Origin of the sequence: Roseibium sp. Sym1 (genome assembly GCF_027359675.1) — a bacterium.
Lineage (GTDB): Bacteria > Pseudomonadota > Alphaproteobacteria > Rhizobiales > Stappiaceae > Roseibium.
The window spans coordinates 5,666,594-5,680,727 of record NZ_CP114786.1 but is presented as its reverse complement, the minus strand read 5'-3'; the positions used below and the strand labels follow the sequence as shown (position 1 = coordinate 5,680,727).

Here is a 14,134-nt window from a genome sequence, read left to right as displayed (position 1 = left end):
ACGGAGGCGCTCCCAGATGACCATCGCTTTCACATTCCCAGGACAGGGCAGCCAGAGTGTCGGTATGGGCAAGGCCCTTGCCGATGCGTTTCCGGAAGCCAGGGCCGTCTTCGACGAAGTGGATGAGGCGCTTGGGCAGAAGCTCTCCGACGTCATGTGGAGCGGACCCGACGATGCGCTGACGCTGACCGCCAATGCGCAGCCGGCGCTCATGGCCGTCAGTCTCGCAACCATGCGTGTTCTGGAAGCCCGCGGACTCGACCTTGCCGCACGCGTCTCTTTCGTGGCCGGGCATTCCCTCGGCGAATATTCCGCGTTGGCGGCAGCCGGCAGTCTCGACATTGCCACGGCCGCCCGTTTGCTGCGGGTGCGCGGCGATGCCATGCAGAACGCTGTGCCGGTCGGGCAGGGGGCCATGGCCGCATTGCTCGGACTGGAGTTTGACGTTGCCGCCGAAGTCGCCGCTGCGGCGGCCCAGGGGGAAGTCTGCCAGACCGCGAACGACAACGCGCCCGGTCAAGTGGTCGTGTCCGGCCATCTTGCCGCCGTGGAACGTGCCGTGGAGATCGCCAAGGCCAAGGGTGCGCGCCGGGCGGTGATGCTGCCGGTCAGTGCCCCGTTCCATTGCTCGCTGATGGCACCGGCGGCCGACAAGATGGCCGAAGCTCTCGCCAATGCCGAGATCCGGTCTCCGAAGGTGCCGCTTGTTGCGAATGTGCTCGCCCGACCGATCACCGATGCGGACGAGATCCGCGACCGCCTGGTGGAACAGGTGACCGGAACGGTGCGCTGGCGCGAGAGCGTGACCTGGCTGGCCGAGAACGGCGTTGACACTTTTGTGGAAGTTGGCACCGGCAAGGTCCTGACCGGAATGGTCAAGCGGATTGCCCGGGAAACTTCCGGCATCGCCGTGAACACGCCGGAAGATATCGACAGCCTTATGGAAAAGATCTCCCAATAAGGCTTATACCTGCCTGGACCCCGACGTGGCCCGGCCGGGCCGGAAAGAACAACGGAAGGACCCCATATGTTCAGCTTGGAAGGGAAGAACGCCCTCGTCACCGGAGCCACCGGCGGAATCGGCGAAGCCATTGCGCGGGTGCTTCATGCGCAGGGCGCTACGGTGTCGTTGTCCGGCACGCGGGCGGAAAAGCTGGAGGCACTTGCCGCCGATCTTGGCGAGCGCGCCTTCGTTACCCCTGCCAACCTGTCCGACCGTGCCGCCGTTGACGCGCTGTTGCCGGCCGCGGAGGAGAAAATGGGTTCCGTCGACATTCTGGTCAACAATGCCGGCATCACCCGTGACAACATCTTCATGCGCATGAAGGACGAGGAGTGGGACCAGGTGCTGGAAGTCAACCTGACTTCCGGGTTCCGCCTGTGCCGTGCCGCGATCAAGGGGATGATGAAACGTCGTTCCGGGCGGATTGTCGGGATCACGTCCGTGGTCGGTGTTACCGGCAATCCGGGGCAGGTCAACTACGCAGCTGCCAAGGCGGGCATGATCGGCATGTACAAGTCCCTCGCGCGGGAAGTGGCCAGCCGCAACATCACTGTCAACACGATTGCACCGGGTTTCATCGAAACGGCGATGACCGACGCGCTCAATGACAAGCAAAAAGAATCGATTTTGACGAGCGTCCCGGCAGGCCGTTTGGGGACTTCTGCCGAGATCGCCTCGGCCGCCCTCTACCTTGCCAGTGACGAAGCCGCCTACGTGACGGGGCAGACCCTGCACGTCAATGGCGGCATGGCTATGATTTAAAAGGAAGTTTCGCCGAGCAGGCAAAAAGAATCCGGGCCGCTCCGAAGCGGTCTGGACCGGCTGGTAAAGGTCAACAAAGTGTGTTACCAACCCGCCGATTGTTACGAATTGCGCCGATCAACCGGGAATCCGGTTCCAAGGCGCGAGGACGTCCTAGGCCGCGATCACGCACCGCCGCTGGCAACACAACGGTCCGGGGCAGTTTCGCGAGTGATGAATAGAAAAACTAAGGAAGTGAAAAATGAGCGATATCGCGGATCGGGTAAAGAAAATCGTCGTTGAGCACCTGGGTGTCGACGCTGAAAAGGTTGTCGAAGGCGCAAGCTTCATCGACGATCTGGGTGCAGACAGCCTTGACACCGTTGAGCTGGTCATGGCCTTCGAAGAAGAATTCGGCGTGGAAATCCCGGACACCGCGGCAGAAACCATTCTGACCGTTGGCGACGCTGTAAAGTTTCTCGAAGCCAACAAGTAAGGGCCCGGCCCTTCTTGACGAATGTTTGAAGATTGGGCCGGCGGGGCAAGTTCCCCGCCAGGCCCTTACAACGTAAGTGCGGGTGTATGAGGCGAGTTGTCGTAACTGGGTTGGGCATGGTGACGCCACTGGGTTGTGGTGTCGATGTCACTTGGAAAAAAATCCTTGAGGGAAAGAGCGGGGCCAACAAGGTCACGAATTTCAAGGTCGACGATCTGGCTTGCCAAATCGCTTGCCAGATTCCACGCGACTCCTCGGTTGAAGGTGCGTTCAATCCGGACGACTGGATGGACGTCAAGGAACAGCGCAAGGTCGATGACTTCATCGTCTATGCAATGGCTGCCGCCGACCAGGCGATGGCCGATTCAGGTTTCAAGGCAGAGACCTACGAACAGCAGGCGCGGTCAGGTGTTCTTATCGGGTCCGGCATCGGCGGGCTGCAGGGCATCGAACAGGGTGCGCATCTGCTGGCCGAAAAGGGGCCGCGCCGGGTTTCTCCGTTTTTCATTCCGGGCCGCCTGATCAATCTTGCCGGTGGCTACGTGTCCATCCGGCATGGCCTCAAGGGTCCGAACCACGCTGTCGTCACCGCGTGTTCGACCGGGGCGCATGCCATTGGCGACGCCTCCCGGCTTATTGCCTTTGGCGATGCGGACGTCATGGTTGCGGGTGGAACGGAATCTCCGGTCTGCCGGCTGGCCCTGGCCGGGTTTGCAGCCTGCAGGGCCTTGTCCACGGCCTTTAACGACGAGCCGGAAAAAGGGTCTCGCCCCTACGACGTCGCCCGCGACGGTTTCGTGATGGGCGAGGGGGCCGGTGTCGTGGTGCTCGAGGAATACGAGCACGCCGTCCGCCGTGGCGCCAATATCTACGCCGAGGTCATCGGCTACGGGCTGTCCGGCGATGCCTATCACATCACGGCGCCGTCATCCGACGGCGACGGTGCGTACCGGTGCATGGAAGCCGCGCTCAAGCGCGCCCAGGTCACGCCGGCCGATATCGACTATGTCAACGCCCACGGAACCTCGACCCCGCTCGGCGACGAGATCGAGCTCGGAGCGGTCACACGCCTTGCCGGCGAGCATGCGTCCGACTTGACCATGTCCTCGACCAAGTCTTCGATCGGACACCTGCTCGGTGCCGCCGGTGCCGTTGAATCGATCTTCTCGGTTCTGGCGATCCGCGACAGCATGGCACCTCCGACGATCAATCTTGACAATCCCTCAGTGGAAACGGAAATCGATCTGGTGCCGCACAAGCCGAAGAAGCTTAACATTGATGTTGCGCTGTCGAATTCCTTCGGATTTGGCGGCACAAATGCTTCGCTCGTCTTCCGTAAAGTTGCCGCATAACCCCTTCAAATTCGTCGGACCGGACCGATTCTGTCGGTCCGGCCCGAGTTTTTTTGTGACAACTGGTCCGTTTGAGCCTGAGCCGGGAGCTCGGGGGCTCGATCCTGGAGGTGCGATCCGACATGCGCATTAAGCCGAAAAGCCCGCGAGAAGCCTTGCAGCCGGAACCTGCGCCGGGCCCGCCGCAACGTTCCCGTCATGTGCGCAATCCGCTTGTGATCCTGATCAATCTCTTAATCACGCTGGCGGTGTTCGGTCTGGCCGCCGTCGGTGGCGCGCTTTATTTCGGCAAGCAGAAATTCGAACAGGCCGGACCTCTCGAGGAAAATGCGACGGTCGTCATTTCCTCCGGTGCCGGCTTGTCCGGCATCACCGACAGGTTGTCCGGCCAGGGTGTCATCGACGACAGTCTCCTTGACGAATGGATCTTCAATCTGGGTATCCGTTTCTACAAGAATGCGACCAAGCTGAAAGCCGGTGAATATGCCTTCGCGCCTGGTGTTTCCATGCAGGAGATCATGACCGATCTCGTGGAAGGCAATGCCGTTACGCATTCCGTGACCATCCCGGAAGGCTGGACAACTGCCCAGATCATCGAGCGGGTCCGCGAACATCCGGTTCTGGTTGGAGAAATCACGGAGGTTCCCGAGGAGGGCTCGCTGCTGCCGGAAACCTATACATTTGCGCGCGGCATGACCCGCAAGGGCGTTCTCGACCAGATGAAGGCGGCGCAGGAGAAGCTTCTGGCCGAGGTGTGGGAGCGCCGCTCCGACGAATTGCCGGTATCCACGCCCGAAGAGCTGGTGATTCTGGCCTCGATCGTTGAGAAGGAAACGGCGCTGGCAGATGAGCGCTCACGGGTCGCCGGCGTGTTCGTCAACCGTCTCAACAAGAACATGCGCCTGCAGTCCGATCCGACCATCCTTTACGGTCTCTACGGTGGAGAAGCCTGGCTCAAGGACCGGTCTGCGATCACGCAGTCCGACCTGAAAAAGGAAAACAAGTACAACACCTACCAGATCGACGGATTGCCGCCGGGGCCGATCGGCAATCCGGGCCGCGCCGCCATGGAGGCGGTCGCCAGCCCGTCGCGGACGCTCGACCTCTATTTTGTCGCGGACGGCACCGGTGGGCATGTGTTTGCCGAGACCTACGAACAGCACCAGGCGAACGTCCGCAAATGGCGCAAGATCGAGCGGGAGCGCCGCCAGGCAGAACAGAACCAGGACACGCAGCCGGCGACATCCAATTGACCGCCTGAGCGGCAGGCGCCGGACGGCATATACCGGAGGGGCAGATGGCACTTGCCAGCATGACAGGATTCGCGCGGGCTCTTGGGGAATCCGGAGCCGTCCGCTGGACCTGGGAACTCAGATCAGTCAATGGCAAGTCCCTGGATCTGCGCATCCGTATCCCGACTGGCCTGGAAACGCTGGAACCCAGGATTCGCGAGCGCTGCAGCCGCGTGCTCAGGCGCGGCAATGTCTCGGTCGGACTGGCGATGCAGAGGGACCAGTCCGAACAGCAGCTGCAGGTCAATGAATCCGCGCTGGACGCGGTTCTGGCGACCATCGAACTCCTCAAGAACCGCGTTCCCGATCTGACGCCGCCCTCTCTGGACGGTATCCTGTCCCAGAAGGGCGTGTTCGAGCTCAAGGAGCCGGAGGAAGACGAAGAGGTTCAGGCCGCGCTTCACAAGGCTTTGCTGACATCTCTCGACGGCGCCCTGATCGATCTGGTCGACATGCGCCACACGGAAGGCCAGGCCATTGGCGGTGTCGTGCGCAACCAGATCGACCGGATCGCCGAGCTGACCCAGGCGGCGGAAATTCTTCCGGCACGCAAGCCCGAGGCGATCAAGGCACGTTTGAAAAAGCAGGTGGCGGAGCTGATGGAAGCGTCCGACGGTCAGCTGGAGCCCCAGCGTCTGCATCAGGAAGCGGTGTTCCTGGCGACCAAGGCGGACATTCGCGAAGAGCTTGACCGTCTTCACGCGCATGTCAGCGCGGTCCGGGAACTGATGGACAGCGGCGGCGCCATTGGTCGGCGGCTGGATTTCCTGGCCCAGGAGTTCAACCGCGAAGCCAACACGTTGTGCTCCAAGTCGAATGACGTCGACCTGACAGCCATCGGGCTGGACTTGAAGGCCGTTATCGATCAAATGCGTGAGCAGATACAGAACCTGGAGTAGACCCTATGACCGACGCGCCCGCAAAAGGGACCACCGTCAGCGCGGACGAGGCCGAGCAGCAGCGACGCGGCCTGATGCTGGTGCTGTCGTCGCCGTCCGGTGCCGGAAAGTCGACCATCGCCCGCCTGCTTCTACAGAACGAAGACAATCTGGCCTTGTCGATTTCCGTCACGACACGGCCGCGCCGGTCCAGCGAAGTCGATGGCGTGCATTACCATTTCCTGGATGGCGCGCGTTTCGAGCAGATGCGAGAGCACGACGAACTGCTGGAATGGGCGGAAGTGCACGGCAACTACTACGCGACGCCGCGTGGCCCCGTCGAAAACGCCATTGAGAGCGGCCGGGACATCCTGTTCGATATCGACATCCAGGGCACCTTCCAGCTCTATGAGAAGATGCGCTCCGATGTCGTCTCCGTCTTTATTCTGCCGCCGTCGATCGCAGAGATGAAATCCCGCCTGAAACGGCGGGCCGAAGACACGGACGATGTCATCGCAAAGCGCATGAAAACCGCTGTCGGTGAAATGCGGCACTGGTCGAAATACGACTACGTGGTCGTCAATGACGATCTGGAACGGGCCTATGAAAATGTCCGCGCCATCCTGCGGGCGGAACGACTGAAGCAATTTCGTTCGCCCAAGATCGGCCCGCTGATCCAGGGCATGGTCGACGACCTGGAAGCGGAGCTCGGCGGCGAGGGGTGAAGGTAGGTCGGCTCGGTACGATCAAGGACTGAACGAGGCAGGGCTGGCCCGTAGCAGTGCATTGCGGTGTTCGAGGCATCAGCGGTCCGCGTTCAGCGCCTGATGCAAGGCATCTAGGATCTCATGCCCTTCAGGCGTGCCGGTGAGCAGACATGGTTCGTCCCATTAGTTCTAAAACGCAAACGCTCATCCACCGAAGCGAAGACGTGCGCAGACGCCATATGCTTTACATCAGTGTACCGAACATACCACCGTCCGCGAGTGACCTTTAAGACCGCTTTTGCGCTGAAGGATCCGAAGTCAAGGGATCTCGTGCCTTCCGGGACAGGAGCGTGCCAATAAACTGAGACGGCAGATGTAGAACATGAAGGTTGACATGCCAAATCCGTCGCCTCAATAGTTCAGTTTGAAACTATGGGGTAAGGTTTTAAATTCTCGATACGCAATGAAAATCTCAGAAGTAGGAAGAGCTGTTCATGTTCAGAATAATATTGCTAATGATTTACTTAGTATCAACTTATGCGTCAACTGCGGTTCAAGCAAAGGAATACTCTCCTGAAGCAGATATTTGCAAACTTGTATCTGCTTATGCAAATAAAGGTGGACTTGCTGGAACCTCAGAACTCGTGAATATGTTTTCTTATAGTGAAGAAGCACGCAGTAGAGCCGAAAATTCTTTTGGCCTTCTGAAAGAATTTGAATATGTTGCAGGCTCAGCTTTTCTGGTTGTAGATCTAGATAACCTGTATAAACAATATTTCGCTGTCATGAATTTAAAAGGGAAAGGGAATTTGTACTTTTTAATGGAGTTCGAAAACGTGGATGGGAAACTACTTTTGCTTCGATTTACATTCGCAGATAGGATTGAGGATGTAGCTAATGACTATGGCGGCTTTACTCAGAAGCCAGAAAAAATTGATTGTTGATCTAATCTGCTCTGAACATCATTAATTGGGCGAGATGTTGCCAAGTTACCAATTTTCCATCTCGCAAAAGTCTGAGCACTATCGCAAGCGACCGATTTGGTGGATGACCTTCGCCAACTAAGCGGAAAAATCGATACGCCTTCTCCGGTCTCATTCGAATTTTGCGCGTTAGATCAACAACGGTCGAGTCGTTGCGCTTAGGGGAGGACCTCACATCCCCGCAGCCTCCGCATACCTCTGCCGATACAGCCCCACAATCCGGTCCTTCACCGTGACCAGCACCGGGTGCAGGCGCAGCCGTTCGTGGAAACTCATCCAGGAATCTCCCACGGCGAGCGGGGTTCCGGAGAGCCGCACCAGACCTTCTGTCTCTGCGATCCAGTCAGGCAAGACCCCCATCGCATCGCCGGCTTGCAGGACGTTGAACAGGGCAACGGAACTGTTGACCGCGTAGCGGCTGGAACGACCTTTCAGGATCTCGTTGAGAAGCTGGGACGACTTCAGCCGGGCACGGCTGCCGCAATAGCCGGCCCAGACCTGGTTCTGCCAGGTGGAAGGATCCTCCGCGTCCGGATGACGTTCCAGGTAGCCCGGCGCTGCATAGACGTGAAACGAGATGACACCCAGCTTCTGGGCGATCAGGTGAGGGTGCTTCGGTGGCCGGTTGCCGATGGCGATATCGGCGGAATTCCGGCTCAGGTCCCAGAAGGCATCGTCGGCGAAAAACTCGAGACGGATGTTGTCTAGACCGCGGGTGATATTGTCGGCCCGCTGGGTCAGATAATGCAGGCCCCATTCCCCGAGCGTGACCCGGCAGACCTGCTCCGGTGAACTTGACTTTTCCAGGTCGACCGCGCGTCCGAAATCCGCGGCGCCGCGCGCCATGGTCCGGGCCACCTTGACCAGCCTTCGCCCCGCGCCGGTGAGCTCGTAACCGGTCTGCCGCCGGTCGAACAGCTGGACCTCAAGCTGTTCCTCGAGACGGCCAACATGTCGCCCGACCGTGGGTTGGGACAGGTTCAGGGTCTCGGCGGCCCGGCTGAGGCTCTGATGTTCGGCGACCGCGAGAAACACCCGCACCGCATCCCAATCAAAATCGTCATTATTCATAAATGAATGATATCATGCATTATTATTCAATTACATTGGAAATATGGTCTGCCATTTTCCGTCCATCACGCATGAGGCTGAAAATGATTATGACCATGTTCCGAAACTGTTTCCGAAAGAAACGCATCGTCCTGTTTGCCGCGCCCCGAACGGCGCTTGATCCGGAGGACCTGCCCGCCTGGATGGCACGGGACCTCGGTCTGGACGACCCTGACAATCGGGCAGCGGTGCAGCGTGGCCGGTGCCGGAAACGGGAGCAGGCCCCGTCCGAAGTTGCGCCTAGACGGCCCCGGCAGACCTGAAGGTGTTGGCGAGAGCGACAAACCCGGGGATGTCGATTTCTTCCGCACGCGCGGTCGGCTTGAGCGCGGCCGCCTCGATCAGGGTTTCCGCGTCCGCTGACAGCGCCTTGAGGCTGGCGCGCAGCATCTTGCGTCTCTGGCCGAAGGCAGCCGCGGTCACCTTTTCAAGGGCCTTCAGATCGCAGGCGAGGGGCGAGGGATTGGGGGTCAGGTGCACCACGGCGGATGTGACCTTGGGTGGCGGCGTGAAGGCTTTCGGGCTGATGTCGAAGAGGATGCCGCCCTTGCAGCGCCAGCCCGCGAGGACTCCCAGCCGGCCATAGGCTTTCGAACCCGGTTCCGCGCTGATGCGCTCGCCGACTTCCTTCTGGAACATCAGCGTGAGCGATTGCCAGAAGGGCGGCCAGTCAGGGGTGGTAATCCAGTTGATCAAAAGCTGGGTGCCGACATTGTAGGGCAGGTTGGCGGCGATACGGACCTTGTCTCCGCCGGTTACGGCAACCGGGTCGATCTCGAGCGCATCGCCTTCGATGACCATCAGCCGGCCGGGGTAATGTGCGGCGATTTCGGCAAGGGCCGGCAGGCACCGGCTGTCCTTTTCGATGGCAACAACCCTCTTGGCGCCGGCAGCCAGCAAGGCCCGTGTCAGGCCGCCGGGCCCCGGACCGATTTCCAGAACCGTGCAATCGTCCAGCCTCCCGGCCGAACGGGCGATGCGGGACGTGAGATTGAGATCGAGCAGGAAGTTCTGGCCGAGCGATTTCTTCGCATTGAGCCCGTGTGCGGCAATCACGTCCCGCAGGGGAGGCAGGTCGTCGATCTGGGCCATATCCTGCCCTTAGTACTTTTCAGGAAGTGCGAGCGCGGCGGCCATTCTCAACGCCGCGGCAAAACTGTCGATGCGTATTTTGCCGGTCCCGGCCAGCGCATAGGCCGTACCGTGATCGGGCGATGTCCGCACGAACGGCAGGCCGAGAGTCACGTTGACGCTGTCGTCGAAACCGATTGTCTTCGCCGGTATCAGCACCTGGTCGTGATACATGCCGAGGACACAGTCATAGTGTGCCCGCGCCTCAGGATGAAAAAGAGTGTCCGCAGGGAGCGGGCCGCTTACGGAAAGCCCGCGTGCGCGCAGCGTCTCGACGGCTGGTGCGATCACATCCCGGTCTTCCGTTCCCATGGCGCCGTTTTCGCCCGCATGCGGGTTGAGACCGCAAATCGCCAGACGCGGATCCTCGTAGCCGAACCGTGCTTTAAGGTCCTCTGCGGCAATCGTTGCCGTTTCGACAATCAGGTCACTGGTCAACCTGGAGGGAACATCCTTCAGGGCAATGTGAATGGTAACCGGCACCACCATGAGTTCCGGACCCGCGATCATCATGACGGGCCGCACGCGTGCATCGGGCCAGTATCTTTTGGCCAGGTCCCCCAGATATTCGGTATGGCCGGGAAAGGAGAAGCCGGTTTCGTACAGCGCTGCCTTGTTGATCGGACAGGTGACGAGACCGCAGGCGTGCCCGGCGTGAATGTCCTCAACACAGGATTCGATGGAGGACAGGACCGATGGTGCCGTGTCCGCCTGTTCTTCACCGGGCCGGTCGGCGAGTGCCGGTCCCGTCTGGACGATGGGGAGGGCCTTGGCAAACAGGGACGACGCCTGGTCAGGCGTGGTCGACACGATCGGGAGATTGAGTTCCAGCCTGGCTGCCCTGTCGAGGAACAGCGCCTCGTCACCGCGCACATAGAACGGCGGCAACTTGAGCGCCTTGCGGTTGCACCAGGCCAGCAGGGCAAGGTCGATCCCGATACCGGCCGGTTCGCCCATGCTGACGGCAAGTGGCTGTTGACGCGAGCCCATGCCGATCAGCGGTAGATGATCGTGGCGCGGCGGCGAATTTCCATCAGGTAGCGGCGGGACTGGCTCTCGCCTTCCTTGGCGCGCAGCTCGTTTTCCAGTTCGGTACGCACCGCAATGTCGGACGCGATCTCGCGCTTGCCGCAAACGGCAATCATCTCGTAGCCGACCGGTGTGGTGTTCGGCTTGGTCAGGCCGACCGGATCCATCGACTGGATCTCGTCCCGCACGCTTTCCGGCAGCTCGGTCTCCAGCCGGCGTCCAATCGGCTGAACCACCACTTCGCTGTATTTGCCGAGCACGCTTCCAGGATTTTCACAATCCTTGAAGGCGGCCCGGATCTGATTGCTTTCGCGCTTGCGCTTGGACTTGAATCCGCCGGAGGAATTCTTCGGAACCACGACAATGATCCGCTTGAGATCGTATTCGACGGATTTCAGGCGCTCTTCCTCGTCCGTTTTCTTGAGCGCTGCGATGATATCGGACTCGTTGACGTCGATCTTGCCGCGGAACCTGGCCTGGACGATCTGGTTCCACGCGAGCTGGGCCTTCAGGCGGGCCTTGAGCGTGTCGGGGTTGACACCCCCCTGACGCAGGGCCTTGGACAACTGGCCGGGAGACATCTTCACGTTCCGGGCAATGTTGTTGAAGGCGTTGTCGACCTGGCCACTGCTGATGTCGATGCCCATGCGTTCGGCCTCACCAAGCTTGACCTGATCGTCAACGAGCTCTTCCTTTGCCTGGCGCTTGGCGATGGACGCCGATTTACGCTGTGTCAGCGTGATCAGCCGGGCTCGCTGACTGATGTCATAATCCGTGATTGGCACATCGTTGACGATGACCCTGATCGCGGCCTGTACGGGCGCGGAGAAGGGTGTTGTCAGGACAAGCGCGAGGCCAAGGAGTACGGGGACGAGACGAAGTCGCATTGAATAACCATCCGTGCTGGCGAAGAGCCAAACCGAAGTTCATGTTTAACGCATGATGTTTCGCATATCATGGCCGAAATATCAAAGTTCGCACGCATGTTGCCTCAATTCGTGGCGGCATCATGACTTGCCGTGCGCGATCACACCTAGTTGAGTGCACCACTGGAGACCTGGGTGTTTCCGATCGTCCTCAGGCCGATACGGAAATACAGCGTACGGTCGACCTCTTCGCCGTCGTTCCGGCTGCGGTCTTCAGCATAGGTGACCGAGAAAGAAAAACCTTCGTCGTCGTAACCGATGCCGAACCCGTCCTGCACGAAATCGCTGTTCTGAAGGTCGTAGCGCAAGGAGCCGAACACCCGCCAGTTTTCCTCCAGCCGCAAGCTCGCCGAGCCGAGCAGTTCTTCGCGCGGAGAGTCGATGCCGACATCGGGCTGGGCATTCAGGAAGGCATAGGCGAGGGAGGAGACCACCGGGCCATAGATGGCGCTCGCCTGGGCCTGGACCCGGTTGAAGGTAAGGTCATCCTTGTCGAGCCGGGCCTGGGCGCCGACCTTGACGCCGTATTGGGTGTCCAGGTAGAGGCTGCCGACATAATCGGACAGGTTGGTCTCTAGACCCGAATCCTGTGTTGCGCCGAGAATGTCCGGAATGGCGTAGGAATTGTCCCCTGCAAGCAGATAGGATCGACCGAACAGGCCGCTGACATAGTAGCCGCTGTCGAGTTGCAGCTTGTAGTTCACGCCGACATTCAGACGGGTGCCGCCCTCGGCGCGGTCGAAACCGGAAAACTTGTCGGCATCGAACAGCGTCGTCGTGTCGAAGACGATGCTCTGGGCGTCGTCATTGGGCAGCTCGCCGATCCGCTGTTCGTTCGGACGGGCAACGATCTGGGCGACCGGCTCCAGGATCTGGTTGCCGCCATCGAATGTGGCTATGAACGGATACCGGTATTCCATGCCGATTGCCGGCATGGCCCTGCCGACGAAGCTTTCTCCGGTCAGGGCCGTCACGTCGGCATCCGGCGACGCAAGGAAGAACAGGTCGCCGCGCACATAGGCAAAGGGCGTGAACGACTGGCCGAGCGGGTCAATGAAGGTTCGGCGCCAGTTGCCTTTCACGGAAAGGCGGGAGAACGTGCCGTCCACGCCACGGAATTTCGGTGTTGTCCCGCCGTCGATCGAAAAGGCATCGGTTTCATCCCGGGTCAGGGACGTGAAGTTCGCGGTCAGTGCGAGCTCGCCGGCCAGGATCGGATCCGCAAACACGTAGTCATAGTCGATCACCGGCAGGACGAGAGGCTGCTTGTCCTGCAGGGAGCTGCCGACGGGGGAAAAACCGTTCGCATCGAAGGCGCTGTCGACATAATCCTCTTGCGAGATCTGGAACGCGTAAGCCTTCACGGACAGGGCATTCCGGTCCGTCCGGCCGTTCAGGTAGACTTCCGAAGTCTCGCCATTGTCGCCGAAGCTGGTGAACGAGTAGTCCTTGAAGAAGGCTCGGTCGCTCTTGTAGGTCACGTTCCAGCCGAGCGTCCAGTCCCGGGCTATTTTGAAATTGGCGGTGGAGTTGACCGCGCCGCGCCAGCGTTCATCGGCTCGTCTGGTGAAAAACTGGCTTGGCTGGGCCTGGAACAGGCCGGCAGCCGAAAAACTGACCTGTCCGGCGGAGAAGCGGTGCCGGTATTCCACATCGCCAAAGAGCCCCTGCTTGGTCAGAGGCGTCAGTGTGGTTGTCACATCGAAGTAGGGGCTGAGCGCCCAGTAATAGGGAACCGTGACGCCGTAGCCGAGCTTTTCGTTGACAATGCCGCTCGGCATCAGGAAACCGGATTTCCGCTTGATCGACGGGTCCGGCATGGTCAGATAGGGCAGGTAGGCGATCGGCTGTCCATAAACCTCGAAGGCGGCGTTTTCGAACCGGATGATCTTTTCCTGCTGATTGTGGATGATCTTTTCGGCCCGCACGCGCCAGAGCGGCGGTTTGTTCGGCGGATTGGTCGGCTTGGTATAGACAGTATAGACGCCGTTCTCGATCGACGTGATGTTGTTGCCTTCGCGCTGTGCCCGTTCGGCCAGGAAACGCGTCCGCTTGGTCGTGTCGATCTGAAGCGCGCGCGCAAACCCTTCGGAGAAGTCCTCGGACAGGACCATTTCCTGGGTGCGCACGACATTGCCGTTCTTTTCAATAAAGATCACGTTGCCGGCCGCCTTGAGCTGCTGGCTCTTGCGATCGAAAATGATCTGATGTGCCTGAACGGTGTTGCCGTCGTAGTAGACCTGCACATTGCCGGTGGCGATGATCAGGTCCCGGTCGAAATCATAGGTGATTTCGCTGGATTCAAGCAGAAGGTCCGCGTCGGGATTGATCTGGTCTGTAAGACTCTCGCTGATGTCCTGAGCCGCGGCGGGCGACGCCTGGGCAACGCAAAGCGTCGCCGCGATCGCGCAAACGCTCGCAGCGGCCAGCAACCTGCCTTTACCGGCCCAAATCTCTGTGTTCAGGAAAGCTGGAAAAGACATCGC

At 60.0% G+C, this 14,134-nt stretch carries 14 protein-coding genes; 9 read left to right on the top strand and 5 right to left on the bottom strand.

What is annotated here, in order from left to right:
• Positions 1 to 16 precede the first annotated feature (16 nt).
• The 8 genes from fabD to O6760_RS26285 all read left to right on the top strand — a co-directional run bounded on the left by fabD (position 17) and on the right by O6760_RS26285 (position 7,413).
• On the top strand, positions 17 to 961 hold the full coding sequence (fabD, locus tag O6760_RS26320) for an ACP S-malonyltransferase (protein WP_269582617.1): 945 nt from the start codon (positions 17 to 19) through the stop codon (positions 959 to 961).
• A 66-nt stretch (positions 962 to 1,027) separates the two neighbouring features.
• Positions 1,028 to 1,765: a 3-oxoacyl-[acyl-carrier-protein] reductase gene (gene fabG / locus O6760_RS26315; protein WP_269582616.1), complete on the top strand. Its 738-nt coding sequence runs from the start codon at positions 1,028 to 1,030 to the stop codon at positions 1,763 to 1,765.
• 241 nt (positions 1,766 to 2,006) lie between these two features.
• On the top strand, positions 2,007 to 2,240 hold the full coding sequence (locus tag O6760_RS26310) for an acyl carrier protein (protein ID WP_008194310.1): 234 nt from the start codon (positions 2,007 to 2,009) through the stop codon (positions 2,238 to 2,240).
• A gap of 86 nt (positions 2,241 to 2,326) precedes the next feature.
• Positions 2,327 to 3,592, top strand: coding sequence for a beta-ketoacyl-ACP synthase II (gene fabF / locus O6760_RS26305; RefSeq protein ID WP_269582615.1), 1,266 nt, complete (start codon positions 2,327 to 2,329; stop codon positions 3,590 to 3,592).
• A gap of 122 nt (positions 3,593 to 3,714) precedes the next feature.
• A complete protein-coding gene (gene mltG, locus O6760_RS26300; RefSeq protein ID WP_269582614.1) occupies positions 3,715 to 4,845 on the top strand; it encodes an endolytic transglycosylase MltG in 1,131 nt (376 codons plus the stop codon).
• 44 nt (positions 4,846 to 4,889) lie between these two features.
• Entirely contained in the window at positions 4,890 to 5,783 is an 894-nt protein-coding gene (locus tag O6760_RS26295; protein ID WP_269582613.1) for a YicC/YloC family endoribonuclease, read from the top strand.
• 5 nt (positions 5,784 to 5,788) lie between these two features.
• Positions 5,789 to 6,487 (top strand): guanylate kinase, encoded by a 699-nt coding sequence (gmk, locus tag O6760_RS26290; RefSeq protein WP_269582612.1) that lies wholly within the window; start codon positions 5,789 to 5,791, stop codon positions 6,485 to 6,487.
• Positions 6,488 to 6,963: 476 nt separating this feature from the next.
• Positions 6,964 to 7,413, top strand: coding sequence for a hypothetical protein (locus O6760_RS26285; RefSeq protein WP_269582611.1), 450 nt, complete (start codon positions 6,964 to 6,966; stop codon positions 7,411 to 7,413).
• A gap of 210 nt (positions 7,414 to 7,623) precedes the next feature.
• Here the strand turns inward: O6760_RS26285 and O6760_RS26280 are convergent, their stop codons facing one another.
• A complete protein-coding gene (locus tag O6760_RS26280) occupies positions 7,624 to 8,523 on the bottom strand; it encodes a LysR family transcriptional regulator (protein ID WP_269582610.1) in 900 nt (299 codons plus the stop codon).
• Between the two features lie 83 nt (positions 8,524 to 8,606).
• On the opposite strand from O6760_RS26280, the gene O6760_RS26275 reads away from it, so the two are divergent.
• Positions 8,607 to 8,825 (top strand): hypothetical protein, encoded by a 219-nt coding sequence (locus O6760_RS26275; RefSeq protein ID WP_269582609.1) that lies wholly within the window; start codon positions 8,607 to 8,609, stop codon positions 8,823 to 8,825.
• Here O6760_RS26275 and rsmA read toward each other — a convergent pair.
• The 4 genes from rsmA to O6760_RS26255 all read right to left on the bottom strand — a co-directional run bounded on the left by rsmA (position 8,803) and on the right by O6760_RS26255 (position 14,131).
• On the bottom strand, positions 8,803 to 9,654 hold the full coding sequence (gene rsmA, locus O6760_RS26270; protein WP_269582608.1) for a 16S rRNA (adenine(1518)-N(6)/adenine(1519)-N(6))-dimethyltransferase RsmA: 852 nt from the start codon (positions 9,652 to 9,654) through the stop codon (positions 8,803 to 8,805). The genes O6760_RS26275 and rsmA overlap by 23 nt on opposite strands.
• A gap of 9 nt (positions 9,655 to 9,663) precedes the next feature.
• The gene (pdxA, locus tag O6760_RS26265; RefSeq protein ID WP_269582607.1) at positions 9,664 to 10,683 is read right to left on the bottom strand and encodes a 4-hydroxythreonine-4-phosphate dehydrogenase PdxA; all 1,020 of its coding nucleotides are present in this window, start codon (positions 10,681 to 10,683) and stop codon (positions 9,664 to 9,666) included.
• A gap of 5 nt (positions 10,684 to 10,688) precedes the next feature.
• Positions 10,689 to 11,609, bottom strand: coding sequence for a SurA N-terminal domain-containing protein (locus O6760_RS26260; protein ID WP_269582606.1), 921 nt, complete (start codon positions 11,607 to 11,609; stop codon positions 10,689 to 10,691).
• Positions 11,610 to 11,755: 146 nt separating this feature from the next.
• Entirely contained in the window at positions 11,756 to 14,131 is a 2,376-nt protein-coding gene (locus tag O6760_RS26255; RefSeq protein ID WP_269582605.1) for an LPS-assembly protein LptD, read from the bottom strand.
• Between the last annotated feature and the right edge of the window lie 3 nt (positions 14,132 to 14,134).

Excerpts from the sequence above, each read along its gene's own strand:
- pdxA (WP_269582607.1), bottom strand. The coding sequence starts at position 10,683 with ATGGGCTCGCGTCAACAGCCACTTGCCGTCAGCATGGGCGAACCGGCC.
- O6760_RS26255 (WP_269582605.1), bottom strand. The coding sequence starts at position 14,131 with ATGTCTTTTCCAGCTTTCCTGAACACAGAGATTTGGGCCGGTAAAGGC.
- O6760_RS26275 (WP_269582609.1), top strand. The coding sequence starts at position 8,607 with ATGATTATGACCATGTTCCGAAACTGTTTCCGAAAGAAACGCATCGTC.
- mltG (WP_269582614.1), top strand. The coding sequence starts at position 3,715 with ATGCGCATTAAGCCGAAAAGCCCGCGAGAAGCCTTGCAGCCGGAACCT.
- O6760_RS26295 (WP_269582613.1), top strand. The coding sequence starts at position 4,890 with ATGGCACTTGCCAGCATGACAGGATTCGCGCGGGCTCTTGGGGAATCC.
- fabD (WP_269582617.1), top strand. The coding sequence starts at position 17 with ATGACCATCGCTTTCACATTCCCAGGACAGGGCAGCCAGAGTGTCGGT.
- O6760_RS26280 (WP_269582610.1), bottom strand. The coding sequence starts at position 8,523 with ATGAATAATGACGATTTTGATTGGGATGCGGTGCGGGTGTTTCTCGCG.
- fabG (WP_269582616.1), top strand. The coding sequence starts at position 1,028 with ATGTTCAGCTTGGAAGGGAAGAACGCCCTCGTCACCGGAGCCACCGGC.
- O6760_RS26285 (WP_269582611.1), top strand. The coding sequence starts at position 6,964 with ATGTTCAGAATAATATTGCTAATGATTTACTTAGTATCAACTTATGCG.
- fabF (WP_269582615.1), top strand. The coding sequence starts at position 2,327 with ATGAGGCGAGTTGTCGTAACTGGGTTGGGCATGGTGACGCCACTGGGT.
- gmk (WP_269582612.1), top strand. The coding sequence starts at position 5,789 with ATGACCGACGCGCCCGCAAAAGGGACCACCGTCAGCGCGGACGAGGCC.
- O6760_RS26260 (WP_269582606.1), bottom strand. The coding sequence starts at position 11,609 with ATGCGACTTCGTCTCGTCCCCGTACTCCTTGGCCTCGCGCTTGTCCTG.
- O6760_RS26310 (WP_008194310.1), top strand. The coding sequence starts at position 2,007 with ATGAGCGATATCGCGGATCGGGTAAAGAAAATCGTCGTTGAGCACCTG.
- rsmA (WP_269582608.1), bottom strand. The coding sequence starts at position 9,654 with ATGGCCCAGATCGACGACCTGCCTCCCCTGCGGGACGTGATTGCCGCA.